Annotated in this window: 23 protein-coding genes; 14 read left to right on the forward strand and 9 right to left on the reverse strand. The window is 71.6% G+C overall.

Features of this window, described 5'->3' with window-relative positions:
* The first annotated feature begins 19 nt into the window (after positions 1–19).
* From ABT008_RS14045 to polA, 7 genes are all read left to right on the forward strand, one after another.
* Positions 20–1,246 (forward strand): hypothetical protein, encoded by a 1,227-nt coding sequence (locus tag ABT008_RS14045; RefSeq protein ID WP_350696476.1) that lies wholly within the window; start codon positions 20–22, stop codon positions 1,244–1,246.
* A gap of 364 nt (positions 1,247–1,610) precedes the next feature.
* Complete coding sequence (locus ABT008_RS14050) at positions 1,611–2,762, forward strand: branched-chain amino acid ABC transporter substrate-binding protein (RefSeq protein ID WP_350696477.1); 1,152 nt, start codon at positions 1,611–1,613, stop codon at positions 2,760–2,762.
* A 46-nt stretch (positions 2,763–2,808) separates the two neighbouring features.
* Entirely contained in the window at positions 2,809–3,807 is a 999-nt protein-coding gene (locus ABT008_RS14055; RefSeq protein WP_396743294.1) for a branched-chain amino acid ABC transporter permease, read from the forward strand.
* On the forward strand, positions 3,804–4,961 hold the full coding sequence (locus tag ABT008_RS14060; RefSeq protein WP_350696480.1) for a branched-chain amino acid ABC transporter permease: 1,158 nt from the start codon (positions 3,804–3,806) through the stop codon (positions 4,959–4,961). Before ABT008_RS14055 ends, ABT008_RS14060 begins: the two co-directional genes overlap by 4 nt.
* Entirely contained in the window at positions 4,954–5,913 is a 960-nt protein-coding gene (locus ABT008_RS14065) for an ABC transporter ATP-binding protein (RefSeq protein WP_350696481.1), read from the forward strand. Before ABT008_RS14060 ends, ABT008_RS14065 begins: the two co-directional genes overlap by 8 nt.
* Positions 5,903–6,613, forward strand: coding sequence for an ABC transporter ATP-binding protein (locus ABT008_RS14070; RefSeq protein WP_131053259.1), 711 nt, complete (start codon positions 5,903–5,905; stop codon positions 6,611–6,613). The genes ABT008_RS14065 and ABT008_RS14070 overlap by 11 nt, the downstream gene beginning before the upstream one ends.
* A 124-nt stretch (positions 6,614–6,737) precedes the next feature.
* A complete protein-coding gene (gene polA, locus ABT008_RS14075) occupies positions 6,738–9,437 on the forward strand; it encodes a DNA polymerase I (RefSeq protein ID WP_350696482.1) in 2,700 nt (899 codons plus the stop codon).
* 19 nt (positions 9,438–9,456) lie between these two features.
* On the opposite strand, the gene ABT008_RS14080 is transcribed toward polA, so the two are convergent.
* The 5 genes from ABT008_RS14080 to ABT008_RS14100 form a co-directional block, all read right to left on the reverse strand.
* Complete coding sequence (locus tag ABT008_RS14080) at positions 9,457–9,873, reverse strand: MerR family transcriptional regulator (RefSeq protein WP_350696483.1); 417 nt, start codon at positions 9,871–9,873, stop codon at positions 9,457–9,459.
* Positions 9,874–9,880: 7 nt separating this feature from the next.
* A complete protein-coding gene (locus ABT008_RS14085; protein WP_350696485.1) occupies positions 9,881–10,633 on the reverse strand; it encodes an SDR family NAD(P)-dependent oxidoreductase in 753 nt (250 codons plus the stop codon).
* A gap of 106 nt (positions 10,634–10,739) precedes the next feature.
* Entirely contained in the window at positions 10,740–11,168 is a 429-nt protein-coding gene (locus tag ABT008_RS14090; protein WP_350696487.1) for a DUF3140 domain-containing protein, read from the reverse strand.
* Positions 11,155–11,373 (reverse strand): hypervirulence associated TUDOR domain-containing protein, encoded by a 219-nt coding sequence (locus tag ABT008_RS14095; protein WP_350696488.1) that lies wholly within the window; start codon positions 11,371–11,373, stop codon positions 11,155–11,157. The genes ABT008_RS14090 and ABT008_RS14095 overlap by 14 nt, the downstream gene beginning before the upstream one ends.
* A 38-nt stretch (positions 11,374–11,411) precedes the next feature.
* On the reverse strand, positions 11,412–12,236 hold the full coding sequence (locus ABT008_RS14100; protein WP_350696489.1) for a class I SAM-dependent methyltransferase: 825 nt from the start codon (positions 12,234–12,236) through the stop codon (positions 11,412–11,414).
* A gap of 328 nt (positions 12,237–12,564) precedes the next feature.
* Here ABT008_RS14100 and rpsA point away from each other — a divergent pair, with 328 nt between their 5' ends.
* Both rpsA and coaE read left to right on the forward strand, forming a co-directional pair.
* Positions 12,565–14,052, forward strand: a complete 1,488-nt coding sequence (gene rpsA, locus ABT008_RS14105; RefSeq protein ID WP_117227135.1) for a 30S ribosomal protein S1 — start codon at positions 12,565–12,567, stop codon at positions 14,050–14,052.
* Positions 14,053–14,191: 139 nt separating this feature from the next.
* On the forward strand, positions 14,192–15,370 hold the full coding sequence (gene coaE / locus ABT008_RS14110; RefSeq protein ID WP_350696491.1) for a dephospho-CoA kinase: 1,179 nt from the start codon (positions 14,192–14,194) through the stop codon (positions 15,368–15,370).
* 10 nt (positions 15,371–15,380) lie between these two features.
* Here coaE and ABT008_RS14115 read toward each other — a convergent pair whose 3' ends face one another.
* Positions 15,381–17,129 (reverse strand): hypothetical protein, encoded by a 1,749-nt coding sequence (locus tag ABT008_RS14115; protein WP_350696493.1) that lies wholly within the window; start codon positions 17,127–17,129, stop codon positions 15,381–15,383.
* A gap of 300 nt (positions 17,130–17,429) precedes the next feature.
* On the opposite strand from ABT008_RS14115, the gene uvrB reads away from it, so the two are divergent.
* Both uvrB and ABT008_RS14125 read left to right on the forward strand, forming a co-directional pair.
* On the forward strand, positions 17,430–19,538 hold the full coding sequence (gene uvrB, locus ABT008_RS14120) for an excinuclease ABC subunit UvrB (RefSeq protein ID WP_350696495.1): 2,109 nt from the start codon (positions 17,430–17,432) through the stop codon (positions 19,536–19,538).
* 111 nt (positions 19,539–19,649) lie between these two features.
* Positions 19,650–20,609 carry a helix-turn-helix domain-containing protein gene (locus tag ABT008_RS14125; protein WP_350696497.1) on the forward strand — a complete coding sequence of 320 codons (960 nt, stop codon included), beginning with the start codon at positions 19,650–19,652 and terminating at the stop codon, positions 20,607–20,609.
* Positions 20,610–20,784: 175 nt separating this feature from the next.
* Here the strand turns inward: ABT008_RS14125 and ABT008_RS14130 are convergent, their stop codons facing one another.
* Positions 20,785–21,078 (reverse strand): antibiotic biosynthesis monooxygenase family protein, encoded by a 294-nt coding sequence (locus tag ABT008_RS14130; protein WP_350696498.1) that lies wholly within the window; start codon positions 21,076–21,078, stop codon positions 20,785–20,787.
* A 101-nt stretch (positions 21,079–21,179) separates the two neighbouring features.
* On the opposite strand from ABT008_RS14130, the gene pnuC reads away from it, so the two are divergent.
* A complete protein-coding gene (gene pnuC, locus ABT008_RS14135; RefSeq protein ID WP_350696500.1) occupies positions 21,180–21,833 on the forward strand; it encodes a nicotinamide riboside transporter PnuC in 654 nt (217 codons plus the stop codon).
* Positions 21,830–22,942: an AAA family ATPase gene (locus tag ABT008_RS14140; RefSeq protein ID WP_350696502.1), complete on the forward strand. Its 1,113-nt coding sequence runs from the start codon at positions 21,830–21,832 to the stop codon at positions 22,940–22,942. Before pnuC ends, ABT008_RS14140 begins: the two co-directional genes overlap by 4 nt.
* 50 nt (positions 22,943–22,992) lie before the next feature.
* On the opposite strand, the gene ABT008_RS14145 is transcribed toward ABT008_RS14140, so the two are convergent.
* Positions 22,993–23,883 carry a C40 family peptidase gene (locus ABT008_RS14145; RefSeq protein WP_350696504.1) on the reverse strand — a complete coding sequence of 297 codons (891 nt, stop codon included), beginning with the start codon at positions 23,881–23,883 and terminating at the stop codon, positions 22,993–22,995.
* Positions 23,884–24,030: 147 nt separating this feature from the next.
* Here ABT008_RS14145 and ABT008_RS14150 point away from each other — a divergent pair, with 147 nt between their 5' ends.
* Complete coding sequence (locus ABT008_RS14150; RefSeq protein ID WP_350696505.1) at positions 24,031–24,891, forward strand: tyrosine-protein phosphatase; 861 nt, start codon at positions 24,031–24,033, stop codon at positions 24,889–24,891.
* On the opposite strand, the gene ABT008_RS14155 is transcribed toward ABT008_RS14150, so the two are convergent.
* Positions 24,845–25,744 (reverse strand): serine hydrolase, encoded by a 900-nt coding sequence (locus ABT008_RS14155; protein ID WP_350696507.1) that lies wholly within the window; start codon positions 25,742–25,744, stop codon positions 24,845–24,847. The genes ABT008_RS14150 and ABT008_RS14155 overlap by 47 nt on opposite strands.

The following is a 25,744-nucleotide window of genomic DNA, read 5'->3' on the forward strand; positions in this document are numbered from 1 at the left end:
GCCGTTAGCATCTGGCGGCATGGGTGCCCGGCGTTCCACGCTGACGCGGCGATCCGGGGCGCGTCGGCTGGGCGTGTCCCGTGTTCGACGGTTGTTCCTGGTGGTGAGTGGCCTGCTGGCGGTGGTGCTGGCGGGGTGTCCGGCGCCGCAGCGGGACGACGCCGGCCCGGAGCCGGCAAGGCTGCACTGGGAGCGGGTGGAGTTGCCGAGCCCGTCGGAGCCGGGTCGGGTCCTGGTGCGCGATCTGGTGGTGTGTGCCGGGCACTGGTATGCGGCCGGCGCGGTGGCGGATCCGGCCGGGGCCACCAGTCCGGCGGTGTGGTCCAGCCTGGACGGTGCGACGTGGACACCAGTGCCGTTGATCGCGGATTCGTTCTACGGACGGCAGAGTGTGCTGTTCTCTGTGGGCTGTCGGGACGGCGCAGTCGCCGCGGTCGGCGGCAAGGTCGGTGGCGCGCACGGAAATCCCCGGGTGAGCACCTGGTGGCAGCGTCGGGACGGCACGCTGGTCGAGGTGGCGGCCTCGTTCGAGTTGTACGGCGGCCCGAAGGCGGTCAACGTGTCCCGGTTGACCGGTGGCCCGGACGGGTGGTTGATCGTCGGGAACCGGGCCAGCGGGGCGGCGGCCTGGGTGTCGTCGGACGCGGCGGAGTTCGCGATCGTCGAGGGGGCGCCGGAGTTGGCCACTGACGGCCAGGGCGTGACCTGGGCGTTCGACGCGGTGGCGGGGCCGTCCGGCTGGTTGGCGGTGGGCGGGCTGTTGGCGCCGGGACGGATCGACCGGGATCCGGCGGCGTGGACCTCGCCGGACGGGCGTACCTGGCGGCGTACGGTCCTGCCGGGCGGCCAGGAGTACGAGGAGATGCAGCGGGTGGTCCTGGTCGACGGGGTGCCGCTGGGGGTGGGGTTGCGCGGGCGGGCGTTCGGTGCGTGGCGTCAGGAGTCGGCCGGGTGGACGGCGGCGGGCGGGTTCGGCCAGGTGGCCGGCGGGGTGCCGTCGGTCGGTGGGGTGGCCGTCACCGCCGGGCAGGTGCTGGCGGTGGTCTCCGACGGCGAGCGGTACGGCGGTTGGCTCTCCGGCGACCGGGGTGACGGTTGGCGGCCGGTGGAGTTGCCGGTGGCGGCGCCGGTCGGGGCGGCGCGGGCGGTGGCTCTGTCGGCGGACGGTGGGCGGTGGTGGTTGGCGGTCGACGACGGGGTGCGGACCTCGGTGTGGGTGGGCCGCCCCGACCCGTCGTCGGAGTGATCCAGCCGTTGCTCTCGGTGGTTTTCGAGGTGGAAACCTGATCTTCACGAGGGTGCCGTACGGCAGGTCCGTCCGGTCGTGTCGGCGGTGTTCCGGGGTGTTCCAACTGGCGGACAGGTGTCGGCTAACGACCGGTCAGCGGATTGACCTGTTACGGGAGTGGCAGGGTTGACGTCTCTCTTCGTAACGGTTTCGCAGACCCCGCTTCGACCTCTTCCTTGGCCGAATGAGTGTGGGTACGCTCCGCCAGCACGAGCCGTAATGCAGGGGGCGTCCCTGCCCGGCCGGCGGTGGACGGGCCACACCTTGTCGCCGCCCCGCCGGGTCCCGGTGCCCACCTGCTTCTGGAGGAGGTCAGGAAGCCGTGAGGCGAAGCTATTCAAGGGCGCTGGGTACTGCCGCGCTCGCCGCGGTGCTGGTCGCCGCCGCTGGGTGCCAGGACGCCGGCGGCAGCGGCGACAACACCGCGTCCGGTGACTGCGGTGGCAAGATCGCCATCTTCGGTGCGTTCACCGGTGACAACGCGGGTCTGGTGCTGCCGTCGCTGAACGCCGCGAAGCTCGCGGTCAAGCAGCACAACGACGCGAACGCCGACTGCAAGGTCGAGATGGTTGAGTTCGACACCCAGGGTGACCCGGCGCAGGCCACCCCGGTCGCGAACCAGGTCGCGGGTGACAACTCGTTCCTCGGTGTCATCGGTGGTCACTTCTCCGGTGAGTCGGACGCCACCATGCCGGTCTACGAGGCCGCCGGTCTCGTGATGGTCGCCCCGTCGGCGACCCGGACCGACCTGACCCAGAAGGGCAACAAGTCCTTCTACCGGGTGGTCGGCAACGACGGCACCCAGGCGGGCGCCGTGGCGACCTACCTGAAGGGCGAGAACGCGCAGCGGGTCTTCCTGATCGACGACGCCAGCGCCTACGGCGCCGGTATCACCGCCGAGCTGACCAAGAACCTGGGCGCCACGATCGCCGCCAGCGACAAGATCCAGGAGCGGCAGTCGCAGTTCGAGGCGACGATCTCCAAGATCAAGGCGGCGAACGCCGACTTCGTCTTCTACGGTGGCTACACCCGTGAGGCCGCGCCGCTGGTCCGCCAGATGCGTGCCGCCGGTGTGCAGGCGAAGTTCATCGGTCCGGACGGTCTGTACGACCCGGCGTTCCCGGCCGGTGCGTCCGGTGGCGCCGACGGCTCCATCATCACCTGCCCGTGCCTCCCGCCGGACAAGGCCGGTGGCACCTTCACCGCCGACTACCAGGCCGAGTACGGCCAGCTGCCGGGTTCGTACGGCGCTGAGGGCTTCGACGCCGCGCAGATCTTCATCGACGCCTTCAAGGACGGCAAGAACACCCGTGCCGACGTCCTGGACTACGTGAAGAACTACGACAAGCAGGGCGTGTCGAAGTACATCAAGTTCGACGCCAACGGCGACGTGGACCCGTCGAGGGTCGTCATCTGGGCCTACCAGATCAAGGGCACGGAGATCTCTCCGCTGCAGGAGCTCAAGCTCAGCTGACGAACAGTATCGGGGTGCGGCCGGGGTGATCCCCCGGCCGCACTCGATGCAAGGAGACCTGGTGAATTTCGCGGACCTCTTCAGCCACATCGGTCAGCACACCGTCGACGGGTTGTCCAAGGGGGCGATCTATGCCCTGATCGCTCTCGGCTACACCCTGGTGTACGGCGTCCTGCGCCTGATCAACTTTGCTCACTCCGAGGTCTTCATGGTCGGTACCTTCGCGGTGCTCGGCCTGTGGACGGCCTTCGGGGTGGAGAACAACCCGCCGCTCGGTCAAGCGGTGCTCTTCCTGGTACTCGGCCTGATAGTCGCGGCGATAGCCTCCGGCGGTACGGCCCTGGCGATCGAACGGGTCGCGTACCGACCGCTGCGGCGCAAGAACGCGCCGCCCCTCATCTTCCTGATCACCGCGATCGGTCTGTCGCTGGTGCTGGTGGAGGTCTTCGGCCTGGTGTTGCCGAAGCTGCTGGGCGACCTGGTGCCGTCCATGTTCGGCCGCGGCCGGATCATCCTCGGCATGCCGACGATCATCGAGCAGAAGACGCTGTTCACGATCGGCAACACGGAGATCAACAACGTTCAGTTGATCGTGATCGTGTCCGCGGTGGCGATGATGGCGGTGCTGGACTGGTTCATCAACCGCACCCGGTACGGCCGGGGTGTGCGGGCGGTGGCGCAGAACCCGGAGACGGCGGCCCTGATGGGCGTCAACCAGGAGCGCGTGATCATGCTGATCTTCGTGCTCGGTGGCATCATGGCGGGCGCGGCGGCGCTGCTGTGGGGCATGCGTTTCGGCTTCACGCAGAACAGCATCGGTTTCGTGCTCGGCCTCAAGGCGTTCACCGCAGCCGTCCTCGGCGGCATCGGTAACCTGCGCGGCGCGTTGCTGGGCGGCCTGTTCCTCGGCATCGTCGAGGTCTACGGCGCCACCATCTTCGCGTCCAACTGGGAGGACGTCATCGCCTTCGTGGTGTTGGTCGTGGTGCTGATGTTCCGCCCGACCGGCATTCTGGGCGAGTCGCTGGGGAGGGCCCGAGCATGATCGACAAGATTCGTGACCTGGACCGTAAGCGCACCAATGCGCTGCATTCGGTCGGCGACCGGTGGCGGGCACTGCCGAGGTGGCAGCGGTCGCTGTCCTTCGTGGCCTTCGTGATCTTCCTCTACTACCTGCCGCTGCTCGGCATCCCCGGCCTGACCTGGCTGCGCACCGACTCGATCTCGGGCGGTAGCAACTGGGCCGGTGTGCTGTTCACCTGCGCCATCTACGTGTTGGTGGCGATCGGTCTCAACGTCGTGATCGGCCTGGCCGGTCTGCTGGACCTGGGCTACATCGGCTTCTTCGCCATCGGCGCGTACGCGGTGGCGCTGTTCGGCTCGGTGAACTCGCCGGTCGTGAAGTGGATCCAGGCGGAGTTCAACCTCCCGACGACCTGGGCGGTGGCCTGGGCGATCTGTGTGTTCATCGCCTTGGTGATGTCGCTGATCTCCGGGGTGATCCTGGGCTGGCCGACGCTGCGGCTGCGCGGTGACTACCTGGCCATCGTGACGCTCGGCTTCGGCGAGATCATCCGGATCGTGGCCCGCAACCTGGAGGGCGTCACCCGGGGCCCGCAGGGCATCTCGGCGATTCCCGGGCCGGAGGGTCCGCCCTCCCCGGACAACCAGGTCTTCGGGCTGGTCGACGTCAAGCCGTGGTACTGGCTGGCGATCAGCGTCGTGCTGCTCATGGTCTTCGCGGTTCGCCGGCTGGAGAACAGCCGGGTCGGCCGGTCCTGGCTGGCCATCCGGGAGGACGAGGACGCCGCGGCGGTGATGGGTGTCTACCCGTTCAAGTTCAAGCTCTGGGCGTTCGCCATCGGTGCGGCGCTCGGCGGTTTCGCTGGCTTCCTGTTCGCCAGCCGGTACGCCTTCATCGACCCGACCCAGTTCAACGTGAACCTGTCCATCCTGTTCGTGGCGATGGTCGTGGTCGGTGGGTCCGGCAACATGGTCGGCGTCTCGGTCGGCGCGGTGCTGCTGGCGTACCTTCCGGAGCGGTTCCGTGAGGTCGCCGACTACCGGTGGCTGGCCTTCGGTCTGGCCATGGTGCTGGTGATGATCCTGCGTCCGCAGGGCCTGATCCCCAGCGGACGGCGGGCCCGTGAGCTGAAGGACCGCGCGGCGGAGGCAGAGGAGGCGCCCGCTCATGTCTGACGAGACCAACACCCCGTCCGACGAGACCGAGACCACGGCGGCGCCGAAGATCCCGGCGCAGCCGGGACCACGCAAGACGCTGCTGGAGATCGACGACGTCACGCTGCGCTTCGGTGGCGTGGTCGCGCTCAACGGGATCAGCTTCGAGATCAAGGAAGGCGAGATCCTCGGCCTGATCGGGCCGAACGGCGCCGGCAAGACCACCTGCTTCAACGTGATGACCGGGGTCTACAAGCCGACGTCGGGCGCGGTCCGGTTCCGCGGTGAGCGGGTCACCGGCCGTAAGCCGCACCAGATCAGCCGGATGGGCATCTCCCGGACGTTCCAGAACATCCGGTTGTTCCCGGAGATGTCCGCGCTGGAGAACGTCATGGTCGGGACGGACTCCCGGCACAAGACGAGCGTGCCCGGCGCGCTGTTCCGGCTCTACCGGGTGCGGCCCAAGGAGGAGGAGCTGCCGCAGGTCACCGCCTCCGGCGGGATCGTGCGGACCTGGCAGCAGGTGCGGCGTTCCTTCGCCAAGACCTTCGGTCTGTCCCGGCACATCCTGGAGGAGCGGGCGGCCGAGGAGAAGGCGATGGAGCTGCTGCGCTTCGTCGGCATCGCCGACCGGGCGAACGACGCGGCGCGCAACCTCCCGTACGGCTACCAGCGACGACTGGAGATCGCCCGGGCGCTCGGCACCGAGCCGAAGCTGCTCTGCCTGGACGAGCCGGCGGCCGGGTTCAACCCGGCCGAGAAGGAGGATCTGCTCGGGCTGATCCGCCGGATCCGGGACAAGGGCGTGACGGTGCTGCTGATCGAGCACGACATGCGGCTGGTGATGGGTGTCACCGACCGGATCGTGGTGCTGGAGTTCGGCAGCAAGATCGCCGATGGTCTGCCGGCCGAGGTCAGTCGAGACCCGCGGGTGATCGCGGCGTACCTGGGGGAGCCCGCCGATGCTGCTTGAGTTGAACGACGTCAGCGTCTCGTACGGCCGGATCGAGGCGTTGCACGGCATCAGCCTCACCGTCAACGAGGGCGAGGTGGTGGCCCTGATCGGTGCCAACGGCGCCGGCAAGACCACCACCATGCGGGCGATCTCCGGTATCCGTTCGCTGTCCGGCGGTCGGATCACCTTCGACGGCGAGGACATCAGCAAGCTCCGTGCCGACCTGCGGGTGGTCCGGGGTCTGTGCCAGTCACCCGAGGGCCGGCAGATCTTCCCCGGCATGACGGTGCTGGAGAACCTGGACATGGGGGCGTACACCCGGCGGGACCACGCCGGCATCGCCGCCGACCTGGAGAAGGTGCTGGAGCTGTTCCCCCGGCTGCGCGAGCGTCGCAAGCAGGCCGGTGGCACGCTCTCCGGCGGTGAGCAGCAGATGCTCGCCGTCGGTCGGGCGCTGATGAGCCGGCCGAAGCTGCTGCTGCTGGACGAGCCGTCGATGGGCCTGGCCCCGATGATCATCCAGCAGATCTTCGACATCATCGTGGAGATCAACCAGCAGGGCACCACGGTGCTGCTGGTGGAGCAGAACGCGCAGCAGGCGCTCTCCCGCGCGCACCGGGCGTACGTCCTGGAGACCGGGCGGATCGTCAAGGAGGGGACCGGGCAGGAACTCCTGCACGACCCCTCGATCAAGGAGGCGTACCTGGGCGTGGCCTAGTCGCCGCGTGCCGTCGACGGCCGCCCGTCCCCGTGTCCCGGGGGTGGGCGGCCGTCGACGTTTCCGGTCGGCCGCCGGTGCCGCCGCGCGGGGGGTGTCGGGGGCACGGGCTAGAGTCGCTGCCGTGACAGCTACGACGCCGCGCCTGCTCCTCGTCGACGGACACTCCCTGGCATACCGGGCGTTCTTCGCCCTGCCGGTGGAGAACTTCTCCACCACGACCGGGCAGCCGACCAACGCCGTCTACGGCTTCACCTCCATGCTGATCAACGTGCTGCGCGACGAGCAGCCGACGCACATCGTGGTCGCCTTCGACGTGTCCCGCCGCTCCTTCCGCACCGAGAAGTACGCGGAGTACAAGGCCGGCCGCAGCGAGACGCCGACCGACTTCAAGGGCCAGGTCAGCCTGGTCAAGGAGGTCCTGGAGGCGTTGCGGGTGCCGGTGGTGGAGAAGGAGGGCTACGAGGCCGACGACGTCATCGCCACGCTCGCCTGCCAAGCCCGTGACCAGGGCATGCCGGTGCTGATCTGCACCGGTGACCGGGACGCCTTCCAGCTCGTCGGCGACCACGTCACCGTGCTCTATCCACGCAAGGGCGTCTCCGACCTGGCCCGGATGGACCCGGCCGCGATCGAGACGAAGTACGGCGTCGGCCCGCAGCGTTACCGCGACCTGGCCGCGCTGGTCGGCGAGACCAGCGACAACCTGCCCGGTGTCCCGGGCGTCGGCCCGAAGACCGCGGCCAAGTGGATCAACACGTACGGCGGGGTGGAGGGTGTGATCGCCCGCGCCGACGAGATCAAGGGCAAGGCCGGTGACAGCCTGCGCGAGCGGCTGGCCGACGTGATCCGCAACTACGAGATCAACTGCCTGGTCACCGACCTCGACCTGCCGGTGCGGCCGGAGGACGCTCGCTGGCAGGGGTGGGACCGCGAGGCGGTGCACCAGGTCTTCGACACCCTCCAGTTCCGCATCCTGCGGGACCGGCTCTACCAGTACCTCGACGCCGTGGAGCCGGAGGCGGAGGCCGGCTTCGACCTGACCGGTGAGGTGCTCGCCGCGCCCGGTGCACTGGCCGGGTGGCTGGAGACGCACGCGACGGCCGGCACGCCGGTCGGCGTCGCGGTGAAGCTGGACACCGGCCCCAACCGCCGACACACCGCCGTGGTCACCGGCATGGCGCTGGCCACCGCCGACGGCGCGGCCGCCTGGTTCGACCCCGCCGCGCTGGCGCAGGACGACGAGACCGCCCTGGCGGGGTGGCTGGCCGACGAGAGCCGGCCCAAGGTGCTGCACGACAGCAAACCGGCCGTGCTGGCCTTCGGCGCGCACGGTTGGTCCCTGGCCGGCATCGCCCGGGACACCCAGATCGCGGCCTACCTGGCCCGCCCGGACCAGCGCTCGTACGACCTGACCGACCTGGCGCTGCGCTACCTGCACCGTGAGCTGCGGGTCGACACGCCGGACGACGGCCAGCTCACGCTGGACGGGTTGGGCGGTGACGGTGAGGCCGAGCAGAACCTGATGCTGCACGCCCGGGCCACCCTCGACCTGGCCGAGGCGATCGACGCCGAGCTGTCCCGCGACGGGGAGCAGTCGGCGCGGCTGATGGCCGGGGTGGAGCTGCCGCTGATGCGGGTGCTGGCCGCCATGGAGCGCATCGGCATCGCGGCCGACACCGACTACCTCTCGGAGTTGGAGGCGCACTTCGCCGCCGAGGTGAAGGCCGCCGCCCAGGGCGCGTACGCGGTGGTCGACCGGGAGTTCAACCTGGGTTCGCCCAAGCAGCTCCAGGAGATCCTCTTCGGTGAGCTGAACCTGCCCAAGACCAAGAAGATCAAGACCGGTTACACCACCGACGCGGACGCCCTGCAGTGGCTCTACGCGCAGACCGAGCACCCGCTGCTGCACCACCTGCTGCGGCACCGTGACGTGGCCAAGCTCAAGTCGACCGTGGACGGTCTGCTCAAGTCGGTCTCCGACGACGGGCGCATCCACACCACGTTCAACCAGACGGTGGCCGCCACCGGCCGACTCTCCTCCACCGAGCCGAACCTGCAGAACATCCCGATCCGCACCGAGGAGGGGCGCCGGATCCGTCGCGCGTTCGTGGTGGGCGAGGGATACGAATGCCTGCTCACCGCCGACTACAGCCAGATCGAGATGCGGATCATGGCGCACCTGTCGACGGACGACGCGTTGATCGAGGCGTTCAACTCCGGTGCCGACTTCCACGCCGCCACCGCCTCGTCGGTCTTCGGGGTGCCGGTCACCGAGGTCACGCCGGACCAGCGCCGCAAGATCAAGGCGATGAACTACGGCCTGGCGTACGGGTTGAGCGCGTTCGGTCTGTCCCAGCAGCTCGGCATCACCGCCGAGGAGGCGCGGGGGCTGATGGAGGACTACTTCGCCGGGTTCGGCGGGGTCCGCGACTACCTGCACGAGGTGGTGGCGCGGGCCCGCCAGGACGGCTACACCTCCACCATCCTCGGTCGCCGTCGATACCTGCCCGACCTGGTCAGCGACAACCGGCAGCGGCGTGAGATGGCCGAGCGGATGGCCCTCAACGCCCCGATCCAGGGCTCGGCGGCGGACATCATCAAGGTCGCCATGCTGCACGTCGACACCGCGTTGCGGGAGGCGGGCCTGGGGTCCCGGATGCTGTTGCAGGTGCACGACGAACTGGTCTTCGAGGTGGCGCCGGGCGAACGGACGGCGCTGGAGGAGCTGGTACGCCGCGAGATGGGTGCGGCCTATCCGCTCTCCGTGCCGCTGGAGGTGTCGGTCGGCGAGGGCCGGGACTGGAACAGCGCCGACCACTGACCCGTGCGGCGGTCAGCGGTCAGACGGTGAGCGCGGTGTCCGGGGACGCGGCCGGCGTGGCGGTGTCGAGGCCGGTGGCCGGGGTGGCGTCGCGCAGTGCGGCGGCGAGCCGGTCGCGGAGCGCCACCTGGGCGGCGATGCGGGCGTCCAGCACGGCCAGACGGTCCCGGGCGATCCGCAGCCCGACGGGGGAGGGCGCCGCGGCGGCCACGTCCCCGTCGAGGCAGGGCAGGAACGCCCGGACGTCGGTCAGCGTCAGCCCGGCGGCCAGCAGGTGCCGGATGTTGCGGACCCGGACGACGGCCCGATCGTCGTACTCGCGGTAGCCGTTGGCGGTCCGGTGCGAGTCGATCAGGCCGTGTTCCTCGTAGTGGCGCAGCGCCCGGGGCGTGCTGCCGGTGCCCCGGGCCAGTTCCCCGATCCGCAATCCGGGCACCGTCCTCTCATGCGACGACCGCTCCGCCGTCGATCGGCAGCACCACTCCGGTGACGAAGGCGGCTGCCGGTTCGCAGAGCCGCAGGATCGCCCACGCTACCTCCTCGGGGTGGCCGATCCTGCCCAGCGGGGTGTGCGCGAGCTGCCAGGCGCGTACCGCCGCGCGTTGCTGCGGGTCGAGGCCCTGGTGCGTACCGATCGGGGTGTCGATCGCGCCGGGGGCGACCGCCACCACGCGAATGCCGTGCGGCGCCAGTTCCACCGCCCAGCTTCGGGTCAGCGAGTCGAGGGCGGTCTTGCCGGCGGCGTAGAGCGCGGAGCCGGGCCAGGCGCGCTGTCCGACCGCCGTGGTGACGTTGACGATCACGCCCCGGGTGGCGGTCAGCGCCGCAACGGCGGCGTGCGCCAGCCGGACCGGGGCGAGCAGGTTGGTCTCCAGTTGCCGGCGGGCTGCGGTCTCGTCCAGGTCGGCCAGGTCACCGCTGCCGGCGATGCCGGCGTTGTTGACCAGTACGTCCAGTCGTCCGTGGCGGTCGACGGCGGCGCGGACCACCCGGTCGGGCGCGTCGGCGGCGGTGACGTCGACGGTCAGCGGGGCGATCAGCGGGTGGCCGGCGGCGGTCTCCATCAGCGGCGCGGCGCGGCGGCCCACCGCGATGACATGGGCCCCGGCGGAGCTGAACGCCCGGGCGGCGGCCCGGCCGATTCCGGTGCCGGCACCCGTCACGACGACGACCCGGCGTGGCATGTGATCGTTCATGCCGCCGATCGTCCGACCCTGCCGTCAGTGGCAGGGTCAAGCCGCACCTCGGCCGGGCCGGGTCGGGTCGCCGAGGTCAGCGCGGGCCGCGTGTCGCTTGCCGGGGTCAGCGGGCCGGGCCGCGCCGGTTCTTCGGTGGGGCGCCGTGCCGTTCCAGTGCCTTCCGGGACGGGCCGCCGGGCGGCGGCAGCGGGGCCTTGACCGGGTCGTGACCCCAGTTCATCAGCGAGTACCGCCAGCGTGTCTCGCGGACGTCGCCGCTGGGTCGTTGGGCCATGTGCCGCCGGACGTAGCCGACGACCTTGCGCATGTGCTTGTAGTCGGCCGCGCTGAGCTGGTCCCGCTTGCGGCGGAGCAGGTCGACGATCCGGCGGCCGGATTCGTGCCCGACCGACTCGCCGCCCTCGGTCCCCTTCTTCTGCCAGCCGACGTGCTTGGACTCCGGCGTCTCCAGCCACTGCTGCAGTTCGCCGGGCTTCATGTTCACCGCCTCGGTGAACTCCCGGTAGGTCTGCTGGTCGTCAGTCCCGCTCACGGCGCAGCACCTCCGGATGGTGGGCGACGTCCCGGCCCGAGTCGTCGTTGCGGATGCGGTACTGCGGGGCCTGCGGGGACGCGTTGACGGCGTGTCCGCGTACCCGGGTGCGTTCGGTCAGTTTCTCCTGCACCACGCCGTGCGCCCGGCCGCTGTGGCTGGCCCAGGAGACGTGGTCGCCTCGGCGGAACTCCTTCTCGGCCATGTCGCGGGTTACCCGGGGGAGTGGGACGGAAACGGCGGCTACGGGCGCGCGCCGACAGCTCGGTCGGGTCGCTCGGTGACGAAGATCGCGGTGCCGGGGAAGAGCCGGCCGCGCAGTGGGCTCCACTGCCCCCAGATCCCCTCGTGTCCCGCCGGCCACTCCGGCTCCACCAGGTCCACCAGGCGGAATCCGGCACCGACCAGTTCGCGGATCCGGTCGCCGAGGGTGCGGTGCTGCTCGACGTAGGTGGCCACGCCGCCCTCGTCCTGCTCCACGTACGGCTGCCGGTCGAAGTAGGAGTGCACGGCGGTCAGTCCGCCTTCGCCGGGGTCGTCGAGGAAGATCCAGCGCATCGGGTGGGTGACCGAGAAGACCCAGCGACCGCCGGGGCGCAGGATCCGGTGCACCTCGCGCATCAGGGCCGCCGAGTCGTCGACGAACGGCACCGCGCCGAACGCCGTGCAGGCGATGTCGAAGCTGGCGTCGGCGAAGGGCAGCGCCAGCGCGTCGGCCTGGGCCAGCGGTACGCGTACGCCGCTGCGGTCGGCGGCGCGGGCGGCGTGGCGCAACATGCCGGCGGACAGGTCCACCGCGACCGGGTGGGCGCCTTCGGTGGCCAGCCAGCGGGCGCAGGACGCCGCGCCGGCGCCGACCTCCAGCACCCGGCGTCCGGCCAGCTCGCCGAGCAGCCGGGCGTCGGCCTCGCGCAGCCCCTCCGGGCACCAGACGAAGTCCACGTCGCCCAGGAAGGCCCCGTGTTCGGCCTGGTAGGCGTCGGCGTCGGTGTCCCACCAGCGGCGGTTGGCGTGGCGGATCTCGGCGTCGCCGACCCGGCGCCGGGTCACCCGGTTGTCGTCGTTCACCCGCTCACGCTAGGCGTCCGGAGGGGGTGGTATGACGGTGGGCCGGGGTGTCGTGGCACCGGCTGGCCGAAATCTCCGCTTTCGCGGGTGGTGAGGTGATGAGGAGACGGGAGGGCTTGCACGCTGTGGTAATGCAGCGGGTAGGGTAGACGATGCGCTCGCGGATCGTGTGCCTCGGCAGGGAGCAGGTGCGCGGTCGACGGAGTCACATCAAGATCTCGTTCAGCGATTTCCGGGTGGTGGGTCCGCCGGCGGATCCGTTGGCGCGCACAGGTCACCGCGACACCAGCCTGCTGTGACACACCATCCGACCGGAGCAACCGCCCACATGACGAGCAGCATCGAGGCCCCCTCGAGCGCCACCAAGGTCACCGTCGACGATCTCGGCTCTGAGGAGGCTTTCCTCGCCGCGATCGACGAGACCATCAAGTACTTCAACGACGGCGACATTGTCGAAGGCACCGTCGTCAAGGTCGATCGGGACGAGGTCCTGCTCGACATCGGCTACAAGACCGAGGGTGTCATCCCCTCTCGTGAGTTGTCGATCAAGCACGACGTGGACCCGGCAGAGGTCGTCTCGGTCGGTGACCACATCGAGGCCCTCGTCCTCCAGAAGGAGGACAAGGAGGGTCGGCTGATCCTCTCCAAGAAGCGGGCGCAGTACGAGCGGGCCTGGGGCACGATCGAGAAGATCAAGGACGAGGACGGTGTCGTCCGCGGTTCGGTCATCGAGGTGGTCAAGGGTGGCCTCATCCTCGACATCGGGCTGCGCGGCTTCCTGCCCGCCTCCCTGGTCGAGATGCGGCGTGTGCGCGACCTGCAGCCGTACGTCGGCCGCGAGCTCGAAGCCAAGATCATCGAGCTGGACAAGAACCGCAACAACGTGGTCCTGTCCCGCCGTGCCTGGCTGGAGCAGACGCAGTCCGAGGTGCGCACCGAGTTCCTCAACAAGCTCCAGAAGGGGCAGGTCCGCAAGGGCGTCGTCTCCTCGATCGTCAACTTCGGCGCGTTCGTCGACCTCGGCGGCGTGGACGGTCTGGTGCACGTCTCCGAGCTGTCCTGGAAGCACATCGACCACCCCTCCGAGGTGGTCGAGGTGGGCCAGGAGGTCGAGGTCGAGGTCCTGGACGTCGACCTGGACCGCGAGCGGGTCTCGCTGTCGCTGAAGGCGACCCAGGAGGACCCGTGGCGGCAGTTCGCCCGCACCCACGCGATCCAGCAGATCGTGCCGGGTAAGGTCACCAAGCTGGTGCCGTTCGGCGCGTTCGTCCGCGTCGACGACGGCATCGAGGGCCTGGTGCACATCTCCGAGCTGGCCGAGCGCCACGTGGAGATCCCCGAGCAGGTCGTGCAGGTCGGCTCCGAGGTCATGGTCAAGGTCATCGACATCGACCTGGAGCGCCGCCGGATCTCGCTGTCGCTCAAGCAGGCCAACGAGGGCTTCGTCGAGGGCGAGGAGCACTTCGACCCGACCCTCTACGGCATGGCCGCGACGTACGACAACGAGGGCAACTACATCTACCCGGAGGGCTTCGACCCGGAGACGGGCGAGTGGCTCGAGGGGTACGACAAGCAGCGCGAGACCTGGGAGAACCAGTACGCCGAGGCGCGGCAGCGCTGGGAGGCGCACCAGAAGCAGGTGCAGACCTCTCGGGCCGCCGAGGCCGAGGCCGCTGCCAACCCGCAGCCCGCCCCGACCGGCACCACCACCTCGACCAGCGCGGCCCCGAGCCGTCAGGCCGAGGAGCCCGCGGGCACCCTGGCCACCGACGAGGCGCTCGCCGCTCTGCGGGAGAAGCTCGCCGGCGGTAAGTGACCCGCTGCTGACGACGACGGGCCCCGCCCCGACCCGGATCAACCGGGTCGAGGCGGGGCCCTCGCCGTCGACCGGCCCGCACGCGCGACCCCCGCCACCCGGGCTTGGCGCAACCGCCCTGGTCAGGTTGACTGGTGCCGTGTTGAAGATCGGACTCACCGGCGGGATCGGCTCGGGCAAGAGCGCGGTGGCGCGCCGGCTGGTCGAGCGCGGGGCGGTACTCGTCGACGCCGACCGGATCGCGCGGGAGGTCGTCGCCCCCGGCACCGACGGGTTGGCCGAGGTCGTCGCGACCTTCTCCGAACGGGTACTCGCCGCCGACGGCGCCCTGGACCGGGCCGCCCTCGGCGAACTGGTCTTCGCCGACGAGTCGGCCCGCCGCCGGCTGGAGGCCATCGTGCACGGCCGGGTGCGGGCCCGTACGGCGGAACTGGTCGCCTCGGCGCCACCGGACGCCGTGGTGGTCAACGACGTGCCGCTGCTGGTGGAGGTGGGGCTGGCCGCCACGTACCACCTGGTGGTCGTGGTGCGCACGGAGGTGGAGACCCGGCTGCGTCGGTTGGCCCGCGACCGGGGGATGAGCCGCGACGAGGTGGAGCGGCGGATCGCCGCGCAGGCCGACGACGCCCGGCGCGCGGCGGCGGCGGACGTGCTGCTCACCAACGACGGCACCCTCGACGAGTTGCACGCGGCGGTCGACGCGCTCTGGCGGGACCGGCTGGTGCCCTACGAGGTCAACCTGCGACAGCGACGGCCGGTCCGGCTGGATCGGGTACGCCTGACCGAACCCGATCCGACCTGGCCGCAGCAGTACGCCCGGCTTGCCGCCCGGATCCGGCACGCGGTCGCCCCCGCCGACCTGCGCGTCGACCACATCGGGTCGACCGCGGTCACCGGACTGGCCGCCAAGGACGTCATCGACATCCAGCTCAGCGTGTCGTCGTTGGTCGACGCGGACGGGCCGATGGCCGACCGGCTCGCCGACGCCGGGTTCCCCCGGTTGCCCGGCGAGTGGTGGGACACCGCGCGCACCGGCGGCGGCCGGTGGGAGAAGCGGCTGCACGGCAGCGCCGATCCGGGCCGCCCGGTGCACCTGCACATCCGGGAGACCGGCTCGCCCGGCTGGCGGTACGCCCTGCTGATGCGCGACCACCTGCGCGCCGATCCGGACCGGCGGGCCGCGTACCTGGGACTCAAGCGGGAGCTGGCCGCCTCCGCGCCGGAGAGCGGCGCGTACGCCACGGCGAAGGACCCGTGGTTCGACGAGGAGCACCTGCGCGCCGAGAAGTGGGCCGCCCAGACCGGGTGGCGTCCCTGACCGGACGCTCTCAGGTCGGCGGGGTCAGCCGGGGCACCCGCCCGACGGTCAGGTCGAGTTGTGCCCAGGCCCCGGCCGGGGTCCGGGCCTCCAGTCGGCGCAGCAGCCCGGTGCGGTCGACCCAGTAGCGGGTCGGCCCCCGGGCGGTCTCGACCTCGACGACGTCCACCGGGACGCCGTCGTGGCTGTCGCCGCGGACCCGGCGGGTATCGCCCTGCGGACCGGCGCCCCGGGCGGCCCGCAGCGCGGCGGACACCAGCGGATCCAGCGCCGAGGTGCGGTGCGGGCCGGTCCGCCAGCCGGTGGCCGGGGGTGGCAGCGGTGGCCGTGCCGCCGGATTCGTGGCGGGCCGGGTCTCGATCCGCGTCACCGCATGTCGGTCGTGCCGGACCAGGACACGGCGGTCCGTGGTGTCGAGTTCGGTGACGCCCAGGTACGCGGTGCCCGCCGTCCAACTCAACCAGCCGGAGCCACGCAGGTCGAGGCCGGTGCCGACCGGGCCGACCAGGGTGACGGTGGCGCCACCGGCGGCGCGCAGTCGGGCGGGCAGCCGTCGCCAGCGGTCCCGTTCGGCTGTGGTGAGGGCACGGGGCAGGCCGGGTCGGCCGCCCAACGCGTCGACCGGGCGCAGCGTGGGCCGGTCGGCGCGGTGCACCTGGAGGTGCACCGTGCCGACGCCGGGCAGTGCGGTCTCGAGCCGGTGCAGCCGTCCGGCCGCGTCCAGCCAGTACCGGGCGGTGTCGCCGGGGACGGTGCGGGGCGCGGCGGTGGGCGACCCGGTCGGGGAGGGGGCGGGGCGCGGCAGGGTCGCCTCCAGCACGTCGACCGTCTCGCCGTTGACCTGCTCGTCTCGCAGCCAGCGGCCGGACAGTTGGTCGGCGGGTTCGGGCCGGTCGCGGGCGAGGTCGAAGAGCAGGTCGAGCAGGGGGCCGAGGCTCGGGTCGGCGGGCAGTCGCCAGCCGCCGCCCGGGGGCATCAGCGGTGGCATGGCGGGGGTCGACATCGCCTCCGGGTCGGGGCGGACCACGGTCACCGTGGGGGTGGCCTGGGCCAGTCCGCGCAGCGGGCCGGCGCCGGGACCGCTGACGTCGAGGTAGACCAGTCGGCGGGCCCAGTCGACCCAGCCGAGCAGGTCGGTGCGGCCGGCGGTGCCGCTGACCGTGAGGTGCAGCCCGGCGCGGACGTCCCGGTAGTTGACGACCCGCATGGCGGCCAACCGGTCCCGCTCGGCCGCCGTCAGCTCGCGGGCGGGCGGTGCGGCGGGCGTCCAGTTCACCAGCGTCGCGACCAGGGTGACGGCGGAGGCCGCGGCGGTCAGGGCGAGTGCGGCCAGGACGACGCGGCGACGTCGGGCGGCGGCCTGCCGGAACTGCTCGACCTCCTGGCCGGTGCCGGCGAGGTCGTCGTCCTCGGCCGGATTGCCGGCCGCCGGGTCGAGCATGCCGTGCACCACGGCCGCCCGGCGGACGCCGGGGCGCGGTCGGGGTGCTCCGGTGGCCGGATCGGGCCCGGACAGGCCGAGGATCGCCGGTGGGGTGATGCCGGCGCGGTGCCGACGGGCACCGGCGCGGTGGCGACGGCTGTCCCGTCCGGCGGGGCCGTCCGTCGGAGGGTCGGCCGTGGTGCGCGCGTCGGCCGTGGTGCGCGCGTCAGGCGGGGTGTGCGCGTCGGCCGTGGTGCGCGTCGGAGGCGGGGTGTGCGCGTCGGGCGGGTCGCCGGGGCCGGTGTCGTCGGAGGCCGGTCGTGAGGTGTCCTTCACGGGAGGTTGAACGGGACGGACCGGGCTGGGGTGACGAGGTGGCGGCGCTCGCGGCGGCCGGTCTGCGCGTTCGGCGCGACCACGTCGGGCGCGCACGCCGGGCATGCCGGGTGCTGCGGCCTTCGGTGCCGGGGGCGGCGTGGCCTGTGGGGCCCGCCACCGGCCCGGTCGGCCGCCGCGAGCGGCCTACGGAAAAATCGTAGCCGGGTGAGAAGAACCACACAATGCGAATATCGAAGCCGATCAGGTGCCGCCTGTAGTCGCGGCGGAGTGTCGGTCTCCGGGCGTACGGTTGACGTCATGGCGCTCGACATTCCCCGGCTCGACGGCCGTTTCCAGGTCGTCAGCGATTTCCAGCCGGCCGGTGACCAGCCGGCGGCGATCGACGACCTGGAGCGACGGGTCCGCCGTGGTGACCGGCACACGGTGCTGCTCGGCGCGACCGGCACCGGCAAGAGCGCCACCACCGCCTGGCTGGTCGAGCGGCTGCAACGGCCCACGTTGGTGCTGGCGCCCAACAAGACGCTCTGCGCCCAGCTCGCCAAGGAGTTCAGCGAGCTGCTGCCGGACAACGCGGTGGAGTACTTCGTCTCGTACTACGACTACTACCAGCCCGAGGCGTACATCCCGCAGACCGACACGTACATCGAGAAGGACTCCTCGATCAACGAGGAGGTCGAGCGGCTGCGGCACTCGGCCACCATGTCGCTGCTCACCCGGCGCGACGTGGTGGTGGTGGCGACCGTCTCGGCGATCTACGGCCTGGGCACCCCGGAGGAATACCTGGACCGCGCGGTGCGGGTCGCCGTCGGTCAGGAGTTCGACCGGGACCAGTTGCTGCGCCGGCTGGTCGACATCCAGTACACCCGCAACGACATGGCCTTCCAGCGGGGCACGTTCCGGGTCCGGGGCGACACGTTGGAGATCATCCCGGCGTACGAGGAGCTCGCCATCCGCATCGAGCTCTTCGGCGACGAGGTGGAGAAGCTCTACTACCTCAACCCGCTGACCGGCGACGTGGTGCGCGAGGTCGACCATCTGCTGATCTTCCCGGCGACGCACTACGCCGCCGGGCCGGAGCGGATGGAGCGGGCGATCGGCGACATCGAGACCGAGTTGGGTGTGCGCCTGGAGGAGCTGGAGCGGCAGGGCAAGCTGCTGGAGGCGCAGCGGCTGCGGATGCGCACCACGTACGACATCGAGATGATGCGGCAGGTCGGCTTCTGCTCCGGCATCGAGAACTACTCGATGCACATCGACGGTCGGTTGCCCGGCAGTCCGCCGCACTGTCTGCTCGACTACTTCCCCGACGACTTCCTTACGGTGGTCGACGAGTCGCACGTGACGATCCCGCAGATCGGCGGCATGTTCGAGGGCGACGCCTCGCGTAAGCGGATGCTGATCGACCACGGGTTCCGGCTGCCCAGCGCCGCCGACAACCGTCCGTTGCGCTTCGACGAGTTCCTGGAGCGGGTCGGCCAGATGGTCTTCCTGTCGGCCACCCCGGGGCCGTGGGAGCTGGAGCACGCCCAGGGCGAGTACGTCGAGCAGGTGATCCGCCCGACCGGTCTGGTGGACCCGGAGGTCGTGGTCAAGCCCACCAAGGGCCAGATCGACGACCTGATGCACGAGATCAAGCTGCGCACCGAGCGCGACGAGCGGGTCCTGGTCACCACGTTGACCAAGAAGATGGCCGAGGACCTGTCGGACTATCTGCTGGAGAACGGCATCCGGGTGCGTTATCTGCACTCCGAGGTGGACACGTTGCGTCGGGTCGAGTTGCTGCGGGAGTTGCGCCGGGGCGACTACGACGTGCTGGTCGGCATCAACCTGCTGCGGGAGGGGCTGGACCTGCCCGAGGTGTCGTTGGTGGCGATCCTGGACGCGGACAAGGAGGGCTTCCTGCGCAGCGGCCGGTCGTTGATCCAGACCATCGGTCGGGCGGCCCGGAACGTCTCCGGCCAGGTCCACATGTACGCCGACAAGATCACTCCGTCGATGGCGGACGCGATCGAGGAGACCGACCGGCGCCGGGCCAAGCAGATCGCGCACAACGAGGCGCACGGGATCAGTCCCGAGCCGCTGCGCAAGAAGATCCACGACATTCTCGACGACATCTACCGCGAGGCGGAGGACACCGAGGCGACCCGGGTCGGCGGTGCGGTGCGTCAGTTGTCGCGGGGCAAGGCGCCGGTCAAGGAGACCCGCAGCCGGTCCCGGGGTGGTGCGGCCACCCCGGCTCGCGAGGGCATGGCGCGGGCCGAGTTGGCGCAGCTCATCCAGGAGCTCAACGACCAGATGCTGGCTGCCGCGCGCGAGTTGCAGTTCGAGTTGGCCGCCCGGATCCGCGACGAGGTCGCCGACCTCAAGAAGGAGTTGCGGGGGATGGACGCTGCCGGAGTGACGTGACCGCAGGAGCGGGTGTGGTGGCGCGCGGTGATATCGGTTCGTTGCATAGCGCAAGCGAGGTATTGCCGTGCGTGACTGTCCTGCGTACTCTCCGACGGTGGGGAGGCCGGGATGCCGTTGTCAGCAAGTCCTGTCATCCGCCGGGTACGGCTCGGTGCAGAGTTGCGCCAGCTACGCCGCGGGGAGTCGCTCACCTTGGAGCAGGTCTGTGGCCAGCTCGGGTGGGCGTCCACGTCCAAGTTGTCCCGCATCGAGCTGGGCCAGAGCCGGCCGGACCTGGCCGACGTGCTCGACCTGCTCGACGTCTATCAGGTGCCGGCACCGCAGCGCGAGGCGTTGATCGTCATCGCTCGGGACGCGGCGGCTGGTCGTGGCTGGTCTCGGGCGCTGGGTGAGATGGGGGAGCGGCAACGCGCGTACGCGGAGCTGGAGGCGGGTGCGGCCGGCATCGTCGAATACCAGCCTGCTGTGCTGCCCGGGTTGTTGCAGACCCCGGCGTACGCCCGGCTGCGGCTGACCGCCGCAGCGCTGATCGCTCCCGAGCTGGACCTGGAGGCCGAGGTGCGGGCTCGCGGGCTGCGGCAGCAGGTGCTGCGTCGGGCCGATCCGCCGCACTACACGGCCCTGCTGGACGAGCGGGTCTGCGCCCCCGACGGCATGCCGGTGGACGTCTGGCGGGAGCAGGTGTCGCACCTGGTGGCGTTGACCGAGCTGCCGCACGTCACCATCCGGCTGGTGCCCGGTGACGCCGCGCCGCACAACGGTGTGCACCCGCTGGCCGGGTTCTCCTGGTATGTCTTTCCCGATCCGGCGGATCCCCGCACGGTGATGCTGGAGACGCTCACCACCGACCTGCGGTTGGTCGCCGAAGCCGACATCGCGCGCTACGAACGGATGGTCGACTGGCTGTCCGCGGTGGCGCTGCCGGCCACGGAGACCGCGTCGGTGCTGGCCCGGCAGGTCGAGCGGCCGGAGATCCCCCGGCCCGCCGACCCCGTCGAGGACGCCGCGCCGCCATCCGTCGAGGAGGTCCCGGCCGTGGAGCGCGACGCGGAGCGCCTCGCCCGCTGACGCGCCCCGCTCCCGACGGGACGCGTCCGCAGGACGCGGGTGATCGGGTGGGGACGCGCGGCCGTCGGGCCCGGCGCGCCCCCGAGCCCGTCGGGACCGGCGACCGCGCGTCGCGGGCACGATAGACGAGGGGTACGACACTTTCCGGGCGGCAGCCCGGCAGCCGCAGGTGTCGTCAGGCGGGTACGTCGACGAAGTGCTCGACGAGCGGCGGACCGGCGAAGTACGGGCCGATCAGCCCGCGCCACTGCGCGAAGCGGTCGGTCTGCCGGAAGTTGACCTCGTGCGCCTCGACCGAGTCCCACTCGACCAGCAGCACGAACCGGGTGGGGGACTCGACACCCCGGGTCATCCGGACCGATCGGCAGCCGGGCGTGTCGGCAAGGACCGGGTGCGCCGTGCGGTACGCGGCGGCGAACTCGTCCTCCTGCCCGGGAATCACGTCGATCAGCGCGACTTCAAGCACCATGTCAGCAGCCTCGCACGGCGGCGGGGCCGAGGTGGCCGCAGGGGTCTGTTCCGCCGCCGGTCGGCGCTCTAGGGTGAGCGCGCGAAGGACCGGGAGGACCTGTGATCGACTGGCTCACCAGCACGGCGTTCAGCGTCGCCGGGGCGGGCATCAGCTGGGCGGAACTGCTGGGCTTCGGCACCGGTGTGGTGAACGTCTGGCTGATCGCCCGGCAGCACATCGCCAACTGGGCGATCGGCATCGCCAACGTGCTGCTGCTCGGGCTGCTGTTCTGGACCGCCGGCCTGTACGCCGACGCGAGCCTGCAACTGGTCTACGTGGCTCTCGGCTGCTACGGGTGGTGGCACTGGCTCTACGGCGGCGAGCGGCGCAGCCGGCTCACCGTGACCCGCACCGGACGGCGGGAGTGGTGGGCGCTCGGCGTGGCCGGGGTGCTGCTCACCGGTGCGATCTGGCTGCTGCTGGACCGGGCCACCGACTCGACCGTGCCGCTGCCCGACGCGCTCACCACCGCGCTGTCGTTGCTGGCCACGTACGGGCAGACCCGCAAGCTGGTGGAGAGCTGGTGGCTGTGGATCGCCGCCGACCTGATCTACATCCCGCTGTACGGGTACAAGGGACTCTGGCTGACCGCCGTGCTGTACGTGATCTTCCTCGGTCTCTGTGTGGTGGGTCTGCGGGCGTGGCGGTCGGATCTGCGGCGGCGTGAGTCGCCCGCGCCGGTGCCGCCCGGTCCGGCGCCGGTGGTCGCGTGAGCGGCGGGACCGACCCGGCGGCCACCTCGTCCGGGGCCGCGTCCCGGTTCCGGCACGGCATGGTGGTCGGGAAGTTCTATCCGCCGCACGCCGGCCATCACGCGTTGATCGAGGCGGCGACGGCCCGTTGCGCGACGGTGACCGTGGTGGTCGCCCCGTCGCGGCGGGAGTCGATTCCGCTCGCCGAGCGGGTCGCCTGGTTGCGGGAGGCGCACGCGGGCAGCGGCCGGGTGCGGGTGGTGGGTCGCTACGACGACCATCCGGTCGACTACGCCGATCCGGCGGTGTGGGACGCGCACTGCGCGGTGTTCCGGGAGGCGGTCGGGCCAGAGCCGGTGGACGCGGTCTTCTCCTCCGAGGAGTACGGCGCGGAACTGGCCCGTCGCTTCGACGCGGTGGCGGTCTGCGTGGACCTGGACCGGCGTATGGTGCCGGTCTCCGGCACGGCGGTCCGGGCCGATCCGGTGGCGCACTGGCGGTGGTTGAGTCCGGCGGTGCGGGCCTGGTTCGTCCGCCGGGTCGTGGTGGTGGGCGCCGAGTCGAGCGGCACCACGACGATGGCGCAGGCCCTGGCCGCGCACTACGGCACGGTGTGGGTCCCCGAGTACGGCCGCGAGTTGACCGCCCGCAAGCTGGCGCGACTGCGTCGGCGGGAGCCCTCGGCGACGGTCTTCGACGTGACCTGGGACCGGAACGACTTCGTCGAGGTGGTCCGTGGTCAGCAGGCGGCCGAGGATGCAGCGGCCCGGGTCAGCGGCCCGCTGCTGTTCTGCGACACGGACGCCCGGGCCACGGCGGTCTGGGAGGAGCGGTATCTGGGCTCGACCTCACCGGCGGTGCGGGCGGCAGCCCGGAGTCCGGCGCAGTATCTGCTGACCGACCACGAGGGCGTGCCCTTCGACGACGACGGCCTGCGCGACGGCGAGCACCTGCGGGCCTGGATGACCGAGCGGTTCCGCACCGAGTTGGCCGGGTGCGGGGTGCCGACGGTGGCGTTGCGCGGCTCGCACGCCGAGCGGCTGGCCACGGCGGTGGCCGCCTGCGACGCGCTGCTGGCGGCGGGGTGGTCCCTGGCCGATCCGATGTTCCCGGCCACCCACGACACCTAGCCTCCTAGGAAGCTGTAGCGGGAGAGTGCCATGTCACCCTGGCGGCCGGCTCAGATGCGGTGCGCGCCGACGAGAGTGGCGGTGCGCTCCTCGGGCAGCCGTTCCTCCACCACGCGGCGGTGCCGGAAACAGGCGTGCAGCATCCGCCGCTCGTCGTGTCGCCGGGGAGCGGCGGTGACGATGCCGATGTGGTGGATCCGCTCGCCGGGTCGGGCGAAGGTGTACAGGTCACCCGGCCGTTCGGCGCCGAGCGCCACCGGGCGGGTCGCGACGGCCTGGTCGGCGGCGTCGCGGGGGAGTCGCACTCCGAGCCGTCGCCAGGCCAGGTGCACCAGGCCCGAACAATCGATCCCGTACGCGGACAGGCCGCCCCACAGGTAGCCGACGTCGACGAGTCGTGCCGCCAGGGCGGCCACCTGCGCGACGTCGGGTGGAGCGGTCGGCGCGGTCGCCAGGTGTGCCGCCGGCAACCACAGCGGGTCGGCGTACCCGGGGGCGTGCACCGGGCGCCAGCCGTCGACGGCCGCACCGGCGGCGGCCAGTCGGGTGCCGAGGACGACGCCGGGGAGCACGACGCGTCCGCTCGGGCCGGTGCGCAGTGCGGTGACCCGGGCGTCGACGACCACTGGCGTGCCACGCTCGGCGGCGGTGGACGGGGCGAGTTGGGCCGCGGACAACCAGCCCGGATAGCCGCGCGGATCGAGCCGTGCCGAGGGCTGTTCGAGCGCCACCACGTGCGCCCAGCCGTCCGGCCGGATCTCGGTGACCAGCACCCGCTCGCCGAGCAGGAGTTGGCTCAGCACGCAGGAGTCGACCTGCTGACCGGCGTCCAGGCCGGCGATCCACGCCCCGACCTCGGCCGGTGCGCCGAGTGCCGGGGCGTCGACCGCCCGCACCTCGTCGGGAGATCGCCAGAGGGTGGCGACGGCGACCCGGACCACCGCTTCGGCACCGTGTCGCACACCCACCCCCGGCCGGTTGCACCCCTGGGTCCGGACGATAGGAAAGTTCTCGACGATCGACAATCCTCAGTCCGCATCTTTACCCCGGGTGGCACGGTCACTCCTGCCTGCACCGGGCGTGTGGTGATGATCGTCGGATCGGGCACGCTGGTGGGCGTGGTGTACAGCGATGGGGAGGATCTGAACGTGGGCCTGGAACGGGACTGGCGGCTCGTGGGCGCACCCAATGCGCGGGACCTGGGTGGTCTGGTCGGTGCGCGGGGACGGCGGGTACGGCCGGGGCGGCTGATCCGTACCCCGGCGCTGGGTCGGCTGACCGACGAGGACCTGACGGTGCTGGCCGGGCTCGGTCCGGCGTGCGTGGTGGACCTGCGGGACCGCTCCGAGGTGTCGGTGGCCCCGCCGGACCGGTTGGTCGGCGCGCCGACCGTGGTGCACCTGCCGGTGCACGACCCTGCCCATCCGGTCTTCACCTATGTCTCGGCGGTGCTGCTCGGGCACGACCTGGACGGGTACGCGGACCTGGCGCGGCAGGGGACCCCGGCGGCGATGGCGGACATCTATCGCTGGTTCGTGACCGGAGAGTCGGCTCGGGCGGGCTTCGGCGCGGCGGTGCGGCTGGCGGCCGAGTCGCCGAACCTGCCGCTGGTGTACCACTGCTCGGCGGGCAAGGACCGCACCGGGTGGCTGACCGTGGTGCTGCTGCACGCCCTGGGTGTGGACGAGGCCGCTATCCGGGCCGACTACCTGGCCAACAACGAGTTGACCGAGAGCCTGCGCGAGGTGCTGATCGAGGCGATGCGGCGGCGGCATCCGGGGTTGGACGACGCGACGGTGCGTCCGGTGCTGGAGGTCCGCCCGGAGTATCTGGACGCCGGGTACGCGCAGGTGCGGCGGGTACACGGGTCGTTCGACGCGTACCTGCGGGACGGGCTGGGGATCACCGACGAGACGGTGGCGGCGTTGCGGACGAACCTGTTGGAGTGAGGTAGTGGCGGTCGCGCCACAGCCGGGCGGAGATGTCGGCGACCAGCCGGCGGGCGTGCGTGTCGGCCGGGCCGCTGGGCTGCTGCGCGGTCAGCGGGGTGGTGGTGCACACCGCCAGCAGGTACGGGTCGGCGTCGGTGGGGAAGACCACTGCGGCGCCGTGGCGTACGCCGCGTACCCAGCCGTTCTTGTGGGCCAGCCGGGTGCCGGCGGGCAGGCCCTCGGCGATGTCCTGGCGGACCTGCTGGGCGCAGAGCACGTCGAGCATCGCGGTGCAGGCGGTGGGTGCGGCGATCGGTCCGGGGCGGGTGGCCCCGACGGCGACGGCCCGTAGCAGGGCGGCCAGGTCGGCGGCGGTGACCAGGTTGGTGATGCCCGCGTCACGGGCGGCGAGGTCCTCGATGCCCCGGGCGGTGACGCTGTGCCGGGCGCCGGCCGCCGCCCAGACCTCGGCGACGGCGGGGCGGCCGACGTGTTCGAGGACCAGGTTGGTGGCGAGGTTGCTGGACCGGACGATCATCCGTTCGGCGAGCCAGCGCAGTGGCTCCTTCCGCCCGAGCCGGTGCCAGACGTCCTGGTCGTTGTCGTACTCCCGGACGCAGGAGTACGCGGGTGCGTCCGGGAGTGCGGAGGTGAACCGGTTGCGGACCGGCACCGGGGTGTCCAGGTCGAGCCGTCCGGCCTCGGCGGTGCGGTGCAGCGCGGCGAGCACCGCGAGTTTCATGGTGCTCGCCGCGTAGTGGGTGGCCTCGGCGTGTCGGGTCCAGGTGGGCGGGGCGTCGAGCCGCCCCGCGTACACCGAGATCGTGCCGGGTTCCCGGTCCAGCCGCGCGTCGAGGTCGTCGGCGGACAT

It is taken from the genome of Micromonospora sp. NPDC002389 (genome assembly GCF_040296095.1).
GTDB lineage: Bacteria > Actinomycetota > Actinomycetes > Mycobacteriales > Micromonosporaceae > Micromonospora.

What these genes read in the sequence shown, in the direction of transcription:
- ABT008_RS14150 (WP_350696505.1), top strand. Translation starts at nt 24,031, where the DNA reads ATGATCGTCGGATCGGGCACGCTGGTGGGCGTGGTGTACAGCGATGGG.
- ABT008_RS14095 (WP_350696488.1), bottom strand. Translation starts at nt 11,373, where the DNA reads ATGGCCGAGAAGGAGTTCCGCCGAGGCGACCACGTCTCCTGGGCCAGC.
- ABT008_RS14130 (WP_350696498.1), bottom strand. Translation starts at nt 21,078, where the DNA reads ATGGTGCTTGAAGTCGCGCTGATCGACGTGATTCCCGGGCAGGAGGAC.
- ABT008_RS14045 (WP_350696476.1), top strand. Translation starts at nt 20, where the DNA reads ATGGGTGCCCGGCGTTCCACGCTGACGCGGCGATCCGGGGCGCGTCGG.
- ABT008_RS14085 (WP_350696485.1), bottom strand. Translation starts at nt 10,633, where the DNA reads ATGAACGATCACATGCCACGCCGGGTCGTCGTCGTGACGGGTGCCGGC.
- uvrB (WP_350696495.1), top strand. Translation starts at nt 17,430, where the DNA reads ATGGCGCTCGACATTCCCCGGCTCGACGGCCGTTTCCAGGTCGTCAGC.
- ABT008_RS14065 (WP_350696481.1), top strand. Translation starts at nt 4,954, where the DNA reads ATGTCTGACGAGACCAACACCCCGTCCGACGAGACCGAGACCACGGCG.
- rpsA (WP_117227135.1), top strand. Translation starts at nt 12,565, where the DNA reads ATGACGAGCAGCATCGAGGCCCCCTCGAGCGCCACCAAGGTCACCGTC.
- ABT008_RS14055 (WP_396743294.1), top strand. Translation starts at nt 2,809, where the DNA reads ATGCAAGGAGACCTGGTGAATTTCGCGGACCTCTTCAGCCACATCGGT.
- ABT008_RS14070 (WP_131053259.1), top strand. Translation starts at nt 5,903, where the DNA reads ATGCTGCTTGAGTTGAACGACGTCAGCGTCTCGTACGGCCGGATCGAG.
- ABT008_RS14125 (WP_350696497.1), top strand. Translation starts at nt 19,650, where the DNA reads ATGCCGTTGTCAGCAAGTCCTGTCATCCGCCGGGTACGGCTCGGTGCA.
- ABT008_RS14155 (WP_350696507.1), bottom strand. Translation starts at nt 25,744, where the DNA reads ATGTCCGCCGACGACCTCGACGCGCGGCTGGACCGGGAACCCGGCACG.
- ABT008_RS14060 (WP_350696480.1), top strand. Translation starts at nt 3,804, where the DNA reads ATGATCGACAAGATTCGTGACCTGGACCGTAAGCGCACCAATGCGCTG.